At 59.4% G+C, this 14917-nt stretch carries 14 protein-coding genes; 4 read left to right on the forward strand and 10 right to left on the reverse strand.

Annotated features, from left to right (window positions below; translation table 11 throughout):
- Positions 1–227: 227 nt before the first annotated feature.
- The 4 genes from AC1RO5_RS08100 to AC1RO5_RS08115 are packed head-to-tail and all read left to right on the forward strand — an operon-like array spanning position 228 to position 4807.
- Positions 228–1436: a DegT/DnrJ/EryC1/StrS family aminotransferase gene (locus AC1RO5_RS08100; protein ID WP_493174280.1), complete on the forward strand. Its 1209-nt coding sequence runs from the start codon at positions 228–230 to the stop codon at positions 1434–1436.
- Positions 1433–2524, forward strand: a complete 1092-nt coding sequence (locus tag AC1RO5_RS08105) for a Gfo/Idh/MocA family protein (protein WP_493174282.1) — start codon at positions 1433–1435, stop codon at positions 2522–2524. Before AC1RO5_RS08100 ends, AC1RO5_RS08105 begins: the two co-directional genes overlap by 4 nt.
- A gap of 30 nt (positions 2525–2554) precedes the next feature.
- Entirely contained in the window at positions 2555–3910 is a 1356-nt protein-coding gene (locus AC1RO5_RS08110) for an MATE family efflux transporter (protein WP_493174284.1), read from the forward strand.
- Positions 3911–3934: 24 nt separating this feature from the next.
- Complete coding sequence (locus AC1RO5_RS08115) at positions 3935–4807, forward strand: glycosyltransferase family 2 protein (protein WP_493174287.1); 873 nt, start codon at positions 3935–3937, stop codon at positions 4805–4807.
- On the opposite strand, the gene AC1RO5_RS08120 is transcribed toward AC1RO5_RS08115, so the two are convergent.
- The 10 genes from AC1RO5_RS08120 to AC1RO5_RS08165 all read right to left on the reverse strand — a co-directional run bounded on the left by AC1RO5_RS08120 (position 4747) and on the right by AC1RO5_RS08165 (position 14909).
- On the reverse strand, positions 4747–5493 hold the full coding sequence (locus AC1RO5_RS08120) for a PIG-L deacetylase family protein (protein ID WP_493174289.1): 747 nt from the start codon (positions 5491–5493) through the stop codon (positions 4747–4749). The genes AC1RO5_RS08115 and AC1RO5_RS08120 overlap by 61 nt on opposite strands.
- Before the next feature lie 42 nt (positions 5494–5535).
- Positions 5536–6690 (reverse strand): bis-aminopropyl spermidine synthase family protein, encoded by a 1155-nt coding sequence (locus tag AC1RO5_RS08125; RefSeq protein WP_493174291.1) that lies wholly within the window; start codon positions 6688–6690, stop codon positions 5536–5538.
- Between the two features lie 36 nt (positions 6691–6726).
- On the reverse strand, positions 6727–7917 hold the full coding sequence (locus tag AC1RO5_RS08130) for a hypothetical protein (protein ID WP_493174293.1): 1191 nt from the start codon (positions 7915–7917) through the stop codon (positions 6727–6729).
- Between the two features lie 58 nt (positions 7918–7975).
- Entirely contained in the window at positions 7976–9193 is a 1218-nt protein-coding gene (locus AC1RO5_RS08135) for a hypothetical protein (protein WP_493174295.1), read from the reverse strand.
- Positions 9190–9993 carry an outer membrane lipoprotein-sorting protein gene (locus tag AC1RO5_RS08140; protein ID WP_493174297.1) on the reverse strand — a complete coding sequence of 268 codons (804 nt, stop codon included), beginning with the start codon at positions 9991–9993 and terminating at the stop codon, positions 9190–9192. The genes AC1RO5_RS08135 and AC1RO5_RS08140 overlap by 4 nt, the downstream gene beginning before the upstream one ends.
- Before the next feature lie 41 nt (positions 9994–10034).
- Positions 10035–12359, reverse strand: a complete 2325-nt coding sequence (locus AC1RO5_RS08145; protein ID WP_493174298.1) for an efflux RND transporter permease subunit — start codon at positions 12357–12359, stop codon at positions 10035–10037.
- A complete protein-coding gene (gene cysC, locus AC1RO5_RS08150) occupies positions 12359–13045 on the reverse strand; it encodes an adenylyl-sulfate kinase (protein WP_493174300.1) in 687 nt (228 codons plus the stop codon). Before cysC ends, AC1RO5_RS08145 begins: the two co-directional genes overlap by 1 nt.
- Before the next feature lie 17 nt (positions 13046–13062).
- Positions 13063–13683: a sugar O-acetyltransferase gene (locus tag AC1RO5_RS08155; RefSeq protein WP_493174302.1), complete on the reverse strand. Its 621-nt coding sequence runs from the start codon at positions 13681–13683 to the stop codon at positions 13063–13065.
- Positions 13684–13708: 25 nt separating this feature from the next.
- Positions 13709–14449: a class I SAM-dependent DNA methyltransferase gene (locus AC1RO5_RS08160; RefSeq protein ID WP_493174304.1), complete on the reverse strand. Its 741-nt coding sequence runs from the start codon at positions 14447–14449 to the stop codon at positions 13709–13711.
- A gap of 106 nt (positions 14450–14555) precedes the next feature.
- A complete protein-coding gene (locus tag AC1RO5_RS08165; RefSeq protein ID WP_493174306.1) occupies positions 14556–14909 on the reverse strand; it encodes a DUF1801 domain-containing protein in 354 nt (117 codons plus the stop codon).
- Between the last annotated feature and the right edge of the window lie 8 nt (positions 14910–14917).

The raw sequence follows: 14917 nt of genomic DNA on the forward strand, positions 1-14917 counted from the left end.
TAACCTTTCCTAGAGATTTTCAAGCCGTGCTATCTTCTTTTCGAGCAACTGAGCAAAGAACAAAGCAGGTAAATCACAACTATCAAAACCTACTTTTTCGCGAGCAAAAAAAACTTCCAAATTACAACTTTACACGCATGACCTTCCGAACACTTTGACTCCTTTTATAACTCTCGGCGAACAGCCTGTCCGTTCGCCCGCTTATCAACTTTCAAGGGATTGAATAAATGACCTTAGCTATTCTCGGCGGTACACCCGTACGTCAAACCCCTTATCCGGACTGGCCGCAGTTCGGAGCAGAAGAAGAAACAGCATTGCTGCGCAGTCTGCACCAGGGTCAATGGTGGCGCATGCAGGGCAACGAGAACCTCAACTTTGAGAGTGCCTTCGCTCAATTGCACGGCGGCCATTCAGCGTTCGCCGTCGCCAATGGCACAGTAGCCATCGAAATCGCCCTACAGGCCGCCGGTATCGTTGCCGGTGATGAGGTCATCGTCCCTGCGTTCACTTTCATCTCAACCTCGATGGCCTGCCAGCGCATCGGTGCGACAGCCATCCCTGTCGACATACTCCCAGACACCTTGTGCATCGATCCGGCCGCCGTGGAGGCCAACATCAGTCCTCGGACCCGGGCTATCATCCCCGTGCATATGTCCGGGCATATGTGTGACATGGCCACCCTGCTGAGAATTGCCGACCAATATCGCCTGACGATTATCCAGGACGCGGCTCATGCTCACGGTGCCCGGGGCTATTCGAATACCGGCATCGGCGAATACGGCACCCTGGCCTGCTTCAGCTTCCAGAACTTCAAGCTGATGACGGCGGGCGAAGGTGGCCTGGTGTTGTGCCCGAATGAAGAGTTGCGGGAAAAAGTCTTCCTCTACGGCAATTGCGGGCGCCCACAGGGGGATCGCAGCTATCAGCACACCGTGGTCGGCACCAATGCCCGCTTGAGCGAGTTCAGCGCCGCCATTCTCGGCGTCCAGTTGTCGCGCTTGAACCATCAAACAGAGATTCGCCAGCACAACGCCCGACTCTTGACCGAGGTATTGGAGCGCGAAGGACTGGTTACGCCACAGGCTCGGACTCTGGACGCTCACACCCATCCCTATTACATGTTTCTCTTCACTATCAAGCAACTCCCCGGGCTGGCTCCATTGGATCGTAACCAAGCGGTCGACGCCCTGATTGCCGAGGGCATACCCGCCTTTCGAGCCTACCAAACGCTCTATCGCATTCCGAGTTTCTGGCAACCACCGGCACCTGTGGAGCACGACCTGGCCCACTACATTGCCGCTTGCCCTGTCAGCGAACATGTCGCTCAACAAGGGATCTGGATTCATCACCGCGCGTTGCTGGGGAATGAACAAGACACCCTGGATATTGCCGCGGCAATATCCAAAGTACTCAAACACCTGGCCAATGAACAATGAAGGATCCGCGTGTCGCATTCATCGGCGCCGGGTGGGTGGTGCGGACCATTTGGGGCCCGTTGCTGCAGCAACAGGAGGCTCGAATCGTCTCGGTCATCGACCCTGACCCTGGCTCTCGACAGGCCTTCAGTCAAGCGTCACCCGCACCGCGTCAGCACAGCTGCATGAGCGAACAGGCACTGCAAGGCTGCAATCTGGCATTTATCTGCTCACCCAACGCCAGTCACGTCAGGCAGGCACTAAAGGCCATGAACAAGGGTTTGCACGTCATTCTGGAAAAACCGGCCTGTCTGTCGGCAAGCGACGCGAATACCCTGATCGAACACAGCCAGCAAACCGGGGTCGATCTATCGGTAACCGCGGCCGCCTCTCATCGCAGTGATGTACGCGCCCTGCTCGCTGCGGTCGCCCGGGGCGATATTGGCACGCCGTATTGCATCGACGTCAGCTGGCGCAGGAGCAATGGCGTGCCTCGCCCCGGTTCGTGGTTCACCCGCGCGGACCAAGCCCTGGCAGGCTCAGGGGCCGACCTGGGCTGGCACCTGCTGGAAATCGCCCTGCAAGTGCTCGACTACCCGCAGGTCGACGCGGCGCTATGCAACCATGTTCCGGCAGACGCCAATGAAGGCGCGCGCCGGGCTACCTGGCGCGCCGACCAGGACTGCGACGGTGCTGGCACCATCGAGGTCGAATCGCAATCCTACAGTTGCCTGCAGACCCACGACGGTGCCCTGATCCGCATGAGTACGGCCTGGGCCTCCCACCAACAGCGCGATGAAACCGTGATTACGCTGTTTGGCAGTGCCGGGCAATTGCGCTTGCACACCACCTTCGGATTCAGCCAGAACCGGGTCGAGCAGCCCAGCCTGACCCTGAGCGTCGCCGGAACCGACACGCCGCTGGCGTTCGCCCCTCAGGAAAACCTGGCGCCCTATCGGGATTTTCTAGACAGCAGAATTGCCCTGCTGGGCGAATGCGCGAACAGCCGCGAACTCGAATACCGGAAGTTGCGCTCACTGGCCTCAGCCATGTCCGCCATGTATCCGCATTTGTCGAACCCGACAGGCGTCAATCATCCACGCCACTGATACCTCCCGCACCGACCAAGGAGAAAACCCATGGCAGATTTCAAATTGCTCAAAGACAAGCTTGTGCAACTGTCCAGGCTATCGGGGCCGATTGTCATATCGCGCATCGGTTTCCTGTTACTGTCACTGGTCGACACCATCATGGTGGGCCGTTATGCCACCGAGTCGCTGGCCGCTATTTCCATCACCCATGCCATCGCCGACACCTATATGTTGATCGCTGCCGGCCTGCTGTTCGGGATCCTGGTCATGGGCTCGATCGCCATCGGCAAGCAGGAACCAAGACAAGCCGGCCTGGCCGCTCAGCGTGGCATCGTCTACGCCCTTGGCCTAGGCCTGGCGTGTGCGCTGGCCAGCCTTGCCAGTCTGCCACTGCTGACGGTGTTCGGCGTGCAAGCGCCTCTGGCTGCGGCGATTTCAGAACTGATGATGATCGTCGCCCTCGGACTGCCGGCGATCCTTATCTACATCGCCTACTCGTTTTTTCTGGAAGGCATCTCCCGTCCCCTGCCGGCGACCGTGGTGATCCTGGGCGGCAACCTCATCAATGGCGTCTTGTGCTATGCCATGGTCTATGGGGAGTTCGGATTTAATGAGATGGGGGCCGTGGGATCGGCCTGGTGCACCACTATCGTCAGAGTGCTAATGGCCCTGGCGATTGTGCTGTATGTGCACCGCATTATGGCTGACCGGGCCGATTTTGGTATCAACCAGCGCTTCCAGTGGGCATGGTCCGAATGGAAGATGCAGCGCCACATCGGCTATGGCGGCGGCTTGAGCTTCGGGATCGAGGCCGGGGCATTCATGCTGATTGCGGTTATGGCCGGGGTCGCTTCACCGATCATCGCCGCCGCCTGCGCGGTAGTGGTCAACATCCGTTCGATCCTGTTCATGATCCCCATGGGCATCGGCTTCGCCACCTCGATCCAGGTGGGCATGGCCCACGGCAACAGCGACTCAAGCGATATCAACCTGTCCACCTGGAGCGGGCTGTTCCTCGGTGTCTCCCTCACCGCCGTCTGCGCCCTGCTGCTCGCCGTGCTGCCCGGACCGATGCTGGCTCAATACAGCAATGACGGTCAGCTGCTGCAGGTGGCGATGCCGGTCATGTTGCTGCTCGCCTTGGCATTACCCTTCGATGCCTGGCAGGGCGTGATGTCCAACGCGCTGCGCGGTCGCGAGGACGCCATGGCGCCGACCACCATTCACGCCATCGCCTACCTGGTGGTCATGACGCCCCTGGGATGGCTGCTGACCCTGCATTTTCAACGTGGGCTCAACGGCATAGTTGAGGCCATATTGGTCGGTAACCTACTGGCCGCATTGCTGATGACCCTGCGCCACTACCGGCTCAACCAACGTGCCCGGCAGCCAGACCTGGCCTGAGCACATTCGCGACGAGAGAGCCAGATGCAGCTTTCAGTAATCATGCCGGTGCACGCCAAGGCGCAACGCTTACGCTTGTGCCTGGCGAGTCTGCGGCGCCAGCAGCGGCGCTGCCATTTCGAAACGATCATCGTCGCCGATGCGGCGGAACCGGATGTGCTTGAGCAGCTTGAGCATCTGGAGTTCGCCCGCGTGCTAAAGACCCCGGGGCTGGGGCGCGCAGCGGCCAGAAACCTGGGGGCCAGCGTTGCCAGCGGCAGCATTCTGCTGTTCATTGACGATGACATTCTGGTGCAAGATGGCTTTATCGAAGCGCATATCCAGGCTCAGCAGCGCCAGCCGGGCCTGGTACACGGACGGCTTCGCGAACTGATCGCCTTGGGCAATCAGGCGGACCCTGCCCAGGGCACCCCCGGCTGCCCGCCGATACTGCAAGACGACCTGCTTGAGGGACGCTGGAGCCCACATCTCGCAAGAGTCATGGCCAATCCCCTGGAACAGGCAGCCGAACATCATAGAGCTGTGGAATGGCCGTGGCTGGCTAGCGCCGGGGCGAATATTTCAGTCTCTCGAGAGGCCTGGGACCGGGTCGACGGCTTCGATGTGTCTTACGGCACACGCTGGGGCATGGAAGACCTGGACTTCGGTTACCGACTCTGGAAAGCCGGCGTCCCGATCTTCCTGGAAGCTGCGGCCTGCGGCTACCACATGTCCCATTACAACCCGACGCGCTGGGAAGACCACCAGCACAATCTGACGCTGTTTCAGCGACAGGCACGGACTCCCGAGGCCTGGGCGCTTGACGAATTGCTATCACCTACCGGTTCCCTGGCCCGTTACATCGAACGGGTCGACCAGATCCGACAAAACGCGGTATCACCCTGCACCCGACAGTGATCGGTCAATTGTTCGAGAAAGCGCCCCTGGCCAGCAAACAACATCAGCACCTGGCTGCGGTAGACCAACGCAGCCTCGCGCCAGGCGGACCACGAACAGGCGATGTCCTCACTGTGGGCCAATAACCCCAGTGCCTCGATATGCTCGTGCACGGCGGACTCGTCCAGGTCATTGGCATAGGGAAACTCACCGTAGAAATACAACGGATTACGCAGTTGGCGAGCCAGGCAATGGGTCAGGCAATGATCGACATGGCGCCCGATGGCCAGGGGTGCACAGACGATATCTTCTGGCCGCAGTAGCGCCTGAATCCGGGCCAACTGGTCGGCCTGTGGCACAGGCCAATGCGCTGAGTCCTGAGCGAGGAACAATGCCTGGGGACTGTCATAGGCAAACTGTCCGTTCTGAGCAACCCTTAAAGCGGCATCCTCCAAGCCCATGCTCAAGAGCTCATAGCCCAGAGAAGCGGCGGCCTTGCGGTCCTCCAGACGGCGTTGCCAAGGCTGGGCAAAACGCCGCCAGCGCGCCTCTGGGGCACTGGCCAACACGCCTCCCGGCGCCGCGTCACCATCGAACAGCGTCAACAGCAGCACCTGGCGCCTTCCAGCCCAACGACCGATGCCGCTCCCAAGGGACCAGATACCATCGTCCGGATGCGGCGACAGCACCACAACCCGGCCGCTCATCGGCGACGCACTCGGAAGGCGGCCGGTCGATGGCCGCTCCAATCAGCCGACGCTACTGGCATTACGCGCATACAGTTGCCCCAACCGCAGGAACCGGGAAATTTCCCGATCATTGCGCTCCACGATCCGGCAGCGGCCCATTTTCAAGGGCGAAAGCTGGATGTCGGGAAAGTTGTGCATCTCCACCCAGGACAGGTGCCCAAAACGTTGCCGCAGACCCTCCAGCACTTGGTCGCAAGCGTGCTGGCGTTGGCCTTCGGCCTGTTCGGCCAAGTCCTCTATGCTGGAGACAAAAGCCTCTTCGAACGCTCCGCAGACATGAGTCTCGGGACAAGGCAGGCAATAATCCATGTACAGTCCGAACCTGGCCAGGGCCTGATGGATTTCCGCCTCAAGCTTGACCTGACTGGCGGAGTGCACTTCATGATTGCCGAAATTGAGATAACCACCGCCCATCGCCGCAGGTGCCTTGAGTGCCTGAAGAGCACGACAGATAAACATCAGCAAGCCGCCCAGATCCTTGAAGCCGTTGACCGCGAAACAATCGAACCGCCCGATCAGGGCCGCTGGCAATGGCTGAAAAACGTCATATTCGACGATCTCGATGTTGTCGATCCCCTGGGCCCTGGCAACCTGATCGATGGTCGCGAGTAATTCGGGGTCTATATCGGCGACCACTATCTGCTGGCGATAACCGTGCAGTGCCAGGAACAGTGAAAACAGCGCGTCATCGCCCAACAGCAGCAGGCTGTGGTGATTCAGATCGCCCAGGCTTTGCATGATCTTGTAGCGACGGATCAGGGTTTCGTAGGTCTCGACCGACTGGCTGTACTGACTTTTCTTGTCACTGAGCAGGTCGGTGAGAATCTCTCTGAAGCGCGGGTTCAATTGCAGGCAGCCATCGCTGACCAGATGCAGCCCCTGCCCTGGCAGACGTCGACCGCCCGGTCCGTCCAGCGCTAGACGAGATTGGCCAGCGTCGCGCACTTGGCGAAGTTGCTCATTGGCCCTCAGGTCGGCCAGGCACCACAGGACTTGGCGCACCGTGAGCCGGGATGACAGGAGTTGATACACCCGCTGAGGGCCGGTGAGTTTGGATAACAAGTCGTCCAGCGCGGCCTCATCGACCGCCGCGAGTGCCGGTAGTCTCGACAACCCTGTGTGTAACCGTGATCTGATTGCAGCGAACTCTTCCATGCAGCCTCCTGCTTGCCTTGATAAATGGTGACGCCGTCAGAGCACGGCTTGAAGAATATTGCTGGCGCAACGGCCATGGAAAAAATTCACCCCGACTTCGAGGGTCTGCCCACGGCGATCGGAAAACCCCAGCCCGGTGCCGAAGAGCCCGCTCACGGCGACCCCCTGGGCCGTCAGTTCATGGGTCTGAAGGTGCTTGCACAGATTGCCCTCGACCTGATCAAGGGCCATGGGAATGCCCAGCGGATCGAGCAGCGTCGGCAAGCGTGGACGGTAACCCGTGGCATTAATCAGCAATGGCGCATCGCCCAACCAGGGCCCGATGTCGGTGCTACCGATGTGCAGAACCACGCTTGCCTCCTGCCCGGCCTCGACACTCAAAAGAGTTTGTCGGGCCGCGCCACGCAAGCCGCAGAAGCGATTGACCTCGCCGGTTTCCTCATCCACCACATCCAGTGCCTGCAACTGCGTCGGTTGCACGCTCGAGGCCGACCATAAGGCCGGACGCTTGCGGCACAGCACCTGAATTGCCTGGGGAGCCAGCAACCCGTCGAAGCGCTCGAGCAAATAGCCCACCGCGGAAAAGGCACTGTGACTGCCCCCCAGCACCAGCACCCGCCGCCCCTGCTCCAGGGTTTCACGCAGGCATTGATCGGCCTGCCCCCGAAGCAAGCGATCTGAACAGATCGGCTGCGGCCATTGCCGCTCGACCGCGTTCCCCAAAGCCGTGCTTTCCAGCTCGAGATCGCGGACCCGCGCGCCGCAGGCCAGCACCAGGTAACGACTGGCGCTGCGGCCCCAATCACCGGTCACTGCAAAGCCGCTGCCAGCGACCCTTACCGTGTCGACCCTGTGTCCGAACGCTATCGCCGCCCGTGGATGCTCCGCGCACAGCGCCACCACCACCTCGGCCAGTTGGCGCAAAAAGATCGACACCTCACTCAACGGCACCACTTGTTCCGGCGCCTGCAACCAGCGCTGAACCATGGGCTGTCGCAGACAGTCGGCGAAGACCCCGTCCACACGGATGCCCTTGAGAAAATCATGAATCGGCGAGTTGGCTTCTATGTCATAAGCCAGGCAGTCCCAATCCGCGATGGACGCACTACGTTCATGCACCTGAAAACCTCGCTCGAGTAACCCCTGCAACTGCCCATTGCGATCCGCGGTGATGAACAACCCCAGGGCCGCCGGGCCGAACCCGACGATCTGTAGCAACGTATCCATGTAGGTACCTCTGTGTTTAGCGGCAGGATCGGAACGACAAACCTTTGCCGATGGTCGATCAAAATGAATAGGAAACCTCAAGCGCCACATGCGAGTCGCCGGACAGCGCATCCCAGGTTTCGTCGCTATGGGAACTGTTAATAATCACCGCGCTGAGAGCGGTCCGCAGCGCATCGCTGAGTCCCAGGTCCAGAGATGCGCTAAGCATGTTGTTACCCTGGTCGGAGGCTTGGGCGGTGTAGCCCAGAAACACCGAGGACAAGTAGGCATCATTGATCTCCAGGCGTGCGCCCAAGAGAAACTTGCGGTCGAAAATGCTGACCGGCGCCAGGCGTTGATCGCGGTCACGGTGATACTCGGCGATCAGACTCAGGTCCGAGTCTCGCCACGCCCGGGTGATGGCGTACTCCAGCCCGACAGAGAGCTTCCTGGAGTTGTAGTCGCTGTCCGAGACTCGCTGGTCCAGCGCCTCGAGTTTGTACAACCATTGCTCCTCCACCCAGATCGCATCCAGCCCCCATTGCGTCACCTGTGTGTACTGGGCCACCAGGCTGTCACCCTCCTCGCGGAACGCCGCAGCCCGGTTGGTGCCCTTGAAGTAGCTCAACCCTATATCCAGGTCGGCCAACGAAACGAAGTAGCGCGCTGCCAGGTCAATCCCATCCGGGTCAGCCCCGTGAATGTATTCGGCCGGAGGCTGGACCCGGTACGCGGCAAATCGAGCCGGCTCGGAATAGAATTGGACCGGTTCGAATCCATCCAGCAAGTACAGACTCAAATGGCCGGGTCCCAGGGTGCTGGCGAGCTTCAATGCTTTCTGCGAAAGTTTTTCTTCCGGCTGCAGGCCATCCAGATTGTCGTAGGTATTGATCACGTCGACGAGCTGACGGGTCTCCATCACGCCCCAATGCTCCTTGATGCGCCCCAGCTTCAGTTCGTGATCGTCCTGCTCCAGCAGCACGAACAGTTCGTCCCAATAGAAGCTCGGGCGCGGATCAGTGTCGTCACTGGCCCTGTAGCGCGGATTAGCCACCACACGCATGCGCAACTCATCCCAACTCTGCAGGTACTGATAATCCAGGCCGAACTGCGCCGTGCTCGGCAACTGCTGATCGTCGACGCCTTCAGCTGGCGAAGACGGAAAGTAGTAACTTTTGAGCGAAACCTTGGCCGACAATGAATGGGGCGACTCGGCCAGCGCATCTGCGCTGGCCCACAACAGGACCAGTGTTGCCAGTTGCGACCTTGCCAGCCGACGGCGTCCGTCAACAATCATTGAGTGAGGTTTCCGAGCCTGGCCGGCTCGAATGCATCCTCCCTGAGGCCGGTTCGAAACTGCACGTCGGAGCTGACCAGAATGGTCTGCCGGCCAGTGATGTGATTGACCATGGTCATGTTCAACGCCCGCCAGTAACGCCCCAGGAACAACTGATAGTTATCCAGGGACAAGGTCTTGAACCTGGCACCCTTGCGGTCGTAGTACTCGGTCTTCATCTGCCGGTAATCCGCCTTGTTGTACCAGACCCAGATCGAGGAATAACCCGAGTACGGATACAGCGGAATCTGCTTGACCACCGCGCACTGGGCATCACCACAGGGCTCGTCGCGCAGCCACTGGTAGTCGTAATTGCCGACCTCCATGGAGCCGATGTCCTCGTAAGAGAACTCACTGCCGGAAAAGGCTCCGGAACGATCGGCCGCGGCGACGCGCTTGACTCGTTTGAGGGCGGGCAAATACAGCCAGACCTGGTCTCCCTCCTTGATCTTGGAATGAATCAACACCCGTGAATTCTTGATGTTGTCCGGGGCCTCGAAGGTCAGCAGCACCTTGTCCCCAACCGCCTTGCTTTCGGTCTCAAAGCTGTTCATGCGCATGAACCTGTCGGTGCTGGCGCCGCCCTTCTCCACCAGGGTCAAACGGATTTTGGCCGAGGTGTCCTGATAGCCCAGATCGCTGTCGCGCCAAAGGTGGGCATAGTGCTGGCCCAGTTCCTGCTCTGGACTGGCCATCAGCAGTCGGTGCTCAAGGGCGCCACCCAACATCAGGCAAACGGCAAGCAGTGTTTTGTAGTTCATCTTGGTTTCCTTTCTCTAATTCCTGATCGATGTGCGGGTTTTCAAGCTTGGCGTGGGGCAAGTTTTGTTACCGAGCGCCCCCACAGGAATCGATCGAATATCAGCAGCACCAGTGGCAGGCATAGCGCATCGAAGATCAGGCCGAGGAAGATCGCGATGACTGCCAACAGGCCGAAATCGGCATTCATCGAGAATGGCGAGAGGGTCATGACCATGAAGCCCGATGCCAGGATCACCGAGTTGGCAAACACCGAGGGCAGCACATGCTGGTAGGTCAGACGCAACGCCTCTCGCGGTGGATGACCATGCTCGAGACGCTGAGCCTTGTAGTGACTCATGATGTGGATGGTGGCCTCGACGATCAGGCCATAAACCACCACGCAGACGTTGATCGCGGCAGTGTTGATCTCGCCACGCAGCAGGCCCCAGATCCCGAACATGATGAAGAACGGGAACACGTTGGGCAGAATGCTGATCAGCCCCAGACCCGCGTTGCGCAAGAAGAACGCGACCATCAGGGTGATGGTCACCAGCTCGAACAGCAGGCCATTGACCATGTACTCGATGCTGATATGCGTCAGGTTGGCAAACACCACCGCTTCGCCCGTCCCCAAGCCCGGAATCAGCGCGTTACGGTCGGCATTGTCGCGCCACCAATTATCCGCCCGCTCCTTGATATCGCGAATCTGCTGGGTGTCCAACCGGGTAAGGGTGACCACCAGGCGCGTTGCCGACTTATCTATGTTTATCTGACTACCCAGGTCCAGACCGAACGGCAACGACATTTCATAGACCAGCAGCATCTGCGCGGCCATCGCCGGATCGCCAGGCAGCCGGTACTCTTCGGGCCGCCCGCCATTCATTGTCTGGTTGAGTTTCTTCAGGGCGTCGCTGAGGGTGGTGACCGAATCGACCTCGGCCTGAGTCCTGAGCCATTGGGCAAATCGGTCCAGATCGGCGAGAAAGCGCGGATCAGAAATGTCGCCGCGACTGGACGTGGCGACATACTCCAGGCGATAGATCCCGGACAGATTGTCCATGGCGAACTCAGTGGCGGTCCGCACGGGGATACTGGAATCGAAGTTCTCGACAATACGGTCGTTGATCAGGTTATTACGCGCCGGCCCGATCGCCAGTGCAAACAACACCACGAACCCCAGCAACCAGAGCTTGGGATGACGCAACAACGGTTCCATGTACAAGTAATAGCGATGGCTGGCCGCCCCTTCCAGGGGCTTGAGCCGCAGGAAGGGAATCAACACCGCCGCCACCGAAATGGTCACCAGCAGCGCCATCACCGCACCGATCGCTGCCAACACGCCAAACTCCTTGTAGGGCGGCGATGCAGCGAACACCAGACTGTAAAACCCCACCGCATTGGTGGCGGTGCCGATCGCGATAGGCTTGATGGTGTCCCTGATCGCCGCGCAGGCCAGGTCTACTCGCCGGGTTCCATACTGCCCGCTCATCTGCCGTGCCGCGGACAGCACATGCATGATCTCGGCGACGGAGGTCGCCAATACTATGGTCGGCAGCAGCCCGGTCAGTGCCGTGGCCTCGAACCCGAGCCAGCCGCTGGCGCCCAGCGTGGCGGCGGTGGCCATGCTGATGGCAATCAACACCACCAGCAAAGCGCCGATACTACGCAGCATCAGCACTGTGACCAGGAGAATGATCAGGTACATCAGCGGCGTGAGTACCGCCATGTCCTGCTGTGCCGCTTCGGGATAGGCCGCCTCGACGGCCGCCAGGCCAGTCAGATGGACCTGCAACTGCGGGTTCGCCTGCTTGAACGCCTCCAGCATCCGTTGCCCTTCGGCGGTCGCGGCAATGGCCGCATCCAGGGTTTGTGGGGGAAACTGCAGAGTCACCAGCACACCGACGGTCTGGCCATCCGTCGACACCAGGCGCTTGACCAGTTCAATGTCGTTGCGCCCGAGCCGTTCCATCAGACTGATGTGCTGTGGTGTCAGGTCCGTGGGCTCGCGCACCAACGCCTCGACATGCACCGTATCGCCTTCGGCGAAGACATGCTGGAAATTAGTCACTGAGTCGACGCGATAGGCATGGGGAATCAGCCAGGCTTGCTCCGTCAGTTCATGCAATTGTTCGAGATACCGACGGCTGAACAGACTGCCTTGGGGGTTCTTGATCACGAAGAGCAAGGTGTCGGACTTGCCGAACTGACGATGCATGGCATCCAGTTGCTCAACCGTCTTTTCGCCCTCGGGAAAAAACGAACGGTAATCGGCGGCAAAACGAATCGACGTCATGCCCCAGGACAACCCCGCCACTAGCACCAATACCAGGGCAAACAGCGGATAACGGTAGCGCTTCAACAGGCGCTCGAATGTCGACGTTGGCATTAGCGGCCTCCTCGGACATCATCTGCTGAATCCTCGGCACCCCGAGCTTTCAACGGAGTCTTTGGCCCGGGCAATGCACAACGTTCCAGCACAATGGCAAGCACTTGCCGAACGCCTTCATCGACACTGCATTCAGCGGTTTGCACCACGCACTCACAATACCGCGGCGGCTCATAGACGCTGCCGATGCCGGTGAACTGTGGCAGTTCACCGCGCCTGGCCCGCACGTAGAGCCCCTTGGGATCGCGAGATTCACAAACAGCCAGTGGCGTGTCGACATGCACCTCGACGAAACATCCGGGAGCGAATAGCGCCCGGGCTCGTTGCCGGTCCTCGGCAAAAGGCGAAATGGCACTGACCAGGACGATGTAGCCACTGTCACAAAACAACTTGGCAACTTCAGCCAGGCGTCGAACGTTCTCCTTGCGGTCCTCGGCGCCAAAGCGCAAATCGCTGTTCAGGCCGGTCCGCAGATCGTCGCCGTCGAGAACCCGCACTCGCACTCCCGACAGCCCTAGAGACTCTTCCAGACTTTTGGCCAGGGTTGACTTACCGGCTCCAGACAAACCGGTAAACCAGACACACAAAGCCGAGTGGGCGAACGCCATGGAAGGCTCCGCGCACCGGGATAAAACACTGTCGTTGATCTGGCTCATGTCATCGATGCTCACTGTCGCGTTGCTCATAAACAGCTCCTGTAGATTCACTCGTAAACGGAGCGAATGATTCGGCAAGGGTTACCCGCCGCCACCACCCCGGCAGGTATGGAGCGGCTGACCAGGCTGCCGGCGCCGATCACGCTGTGATCGCCGATCTCGACGCCACCCAGCAGCATCGCCCCGGCCCCGATCCACACGTCGTTGCCAACGGTGATCGGCTCCGCGCGCAGCACGCACTTGAGTTGGCCATCCACCTGGACGGAACGTTGTTGCGGGTGCACGGGATGGCTCGTCGTCATCAACTGCACGTTGGGTGAGATGTAGACGCGGTCACCGATAACAATCCGATTACCATCGAGAAACGTGCAGTTCATATTGATGAACACGTCATTGCCTACTTCGATATGCGCCCCGTAATCACAGTAAAAGTTAGGCTCTATCCAACTATTACTGCCAATCTTGTGAAGCAACTTTCTGAGCAACGCCTGCTGCTCTTTAAACGCCAGTGGTGATGAGTGATTAAAACGATACTGCAACTCCTGAGAACGGATACGCAGGCGCGCAAGTTCCAGACTTGGGGAGTGAAACCACTCTCCAGCGAGCATCCGCTCGCGAGTCGAGCGCGTGTCGGCCATCTGGGCAGCTGGTGCTTGGAAAACATCCATGTTGAACTCCGAAGTTCACGTGCAATCAGGTCTTGGGTAACTTTTCGTAAACCGAAATATGTTTGAACGAACCATCGGCAAAGGGCGCCTTTTCCCAGCTGGACCAGCGCTGGAGCAAGCGCATTCCGGCCAGCCGGGCCATCAGGTCCAATTCGGCGGGCCAGGCATAACGCAACTCCACCGGAATCACCTTGAGGCCTTCGCTCTGCAGGCGGATAAACCGGCAACTGACCCGTTGCTTGGTCGACTCATGACGCGAAGCTTCAAGTAACACCTCATTGCGCTCCAGCCCGCCCACATACACCGGCTGGTCTTTGCCATAGCGCGAAATGTCCGGGTAGAAGGTCTCGATCACCAAGCGTCCATGCTCCTTGAGCAACGCGCTGGTGGCTTGAAAGCAGTTGATCTGCGCCTCTTGGGACAACAATAGAAACAGCGAGCTGAAGGTGCAGAAGGCCATCTCGAAAGGCCCGCCCTGTACCCCTTCCAGTGTCGCGAAATCGGCCAGGGTCACTGGAACCTCACCGCCGCCGGGTTTGGCCTGCAGCTTCTCGAGCATCGACCACGAGGCATCGACACCATGCACGTCCACACCGCGCTGGCGCATTGGCAGAGCGAAGCGACCGGTGCCTATTCCCAACTCCAGGACGGGACCGGCGTTACCGGCCATTTCCACCAGAACATCAATCGCGTTCGCCGGCGCCTCGCCATACAAGTCGTCATAGATATCGGCCAGGGTCTCACCGTAAGTGCTCGGATCGCTCATATGCTCTTCCATTGATTGGTTTCTTAGGGGCAACACTGTCCCGTGCGGGGGATAGAATCCCCCGCAGGAAACAACTTCTTTGTTAGGTGCTCAGTTCAAGGACCCACTATCCAAGCGCTTGCCTTACATAATCAGCAAGGTGCTTGTCATGCACATCCGTTACAGCAAACAACTTTATATGACGGCGAAACTTTCCACTGCCTTCGAGCACCTTATGGACATCGTCGAGCAAGTAGCCCCGACCAAACTCCACCGACACATGACCGGTATAGGCATACACACCACAGAACGGCGTCACCCGGGAAAAGATGATGCCCCCGTACTTGACCATTTCCGAAACGTTGCCACTGACTTCTTCGACAACTTGGCGCACTCGCTGAACCACCTCCAGAAGGGCTCCGTGGGTGCTGCCAATATCTTCAAGTAATGCCGCAACGGCATCGTCGGTTTTACGCACCATGGTCATCT

Source organism: Pseudomonas sp. GW822-FHT02G04, assembly GCF_058802085.1.

Bases quoted from the DNA above. Each gene is read 5' to 3' on its own strand.
- AC1RO5_RS08100 (WP_493174280.1), top strand. From the start codon at position 228: ATGACCTTAGCTATTCTCGGCGGTACACCCGTACGTCAAACCCCTTAT.
- AC1RO5_RS08105 (WP_493174282.1), top strand. From the start codon at position 1,433: ATGAAGGATCCGCGTGTCGCATTCATCGGCGCCGGGTGGGTGGTGCGG.
- AC1RO5_RS08110 (WP_493174284.1), top strand. From the start codon at position 2,555: ATGGCAGATTTCAAATTGCTCAAAGACAAGCTTGTGCAACTGTCCAGG.
- AC1RO5_RS08115 (WP_493174287.1), top strand. From the start codon at position 3,935: ATGCAGCTTTCAGTAATCATGCCGGTGCACGCCAAGGCGCAACGCTTA.
- AC1RO5_RS08120 (WP_493174289.1), bottom strand. From the start codon at position 5,493: ATGAGCGGCCGGGTTGTGGTGCTGTCGCCGCATCCGGACGATGGTATC.
- AC1RO5_RS08125 (WP_493174291.1), bottom strand. From the start codon at position 6,690: ATGGAAGAGTTCGCTGCAATCAGATCACGGTTACACACAGGGTTGTCG.
- AC1RO5_RS08130 (WP_493174293.1), bottom strand. From the start codon at position 7,917: ATGGATACGTTGCTACAGATCGTCGGGTTCGGCCCGGCGGCCCTGGGG.
- AC1RO5_RS08135 (WP_493174295.1), bottom strand. From the start codon at position 9,193: ATGATTGTTGACGGACGCCGTCGGCTGGCAAGGTCGCAACTGGCAACA.
- AC1RO5_RS08140 (WP_493174297.1), bottom strand. From the start codon at position 9,993: ATGAACTACAAAACACTGCTTGCCGTTTGCCTGATGTTGGGTGGCGCC.
- AC1RO5_RS08145 (WP_493174298.1), bottom strand. From the start codon at position 12,359: ATGCCAACGTCGACATTCGAGCGCCTGTTGAAGCGCTACCGTTATCCG.
- cysC (WP_493174300.1), bottom strand. From the start codon at position 13,045: ATGAGCAACGCGACAGTGAGCATCGATGACATGAGCCAGATCAACGAC.
- AC1RO5_RS08155 (WP_493174302.1), bottom strand. From the start codon at position 13,683: ATGGATGTTTTCCAAGCACCAGCTGCCCAGATGGCCGACACGCGCTCG.
- AC1RO5_RS08160 (WP_493174304.1), bottom strand. From the start codon at position 14,449: ATGAGCGATCCGAGCACTTACGGTGAGACCCTGGCCGATATCTATGAC.
- AC1RO5_RS08165 (WP_493174306.1), bottom strand. From the start codon at position 14,909: ATGGTGCGTAAAACCGACGATGCCGTTGCGGCATTACTTGAAGATATT.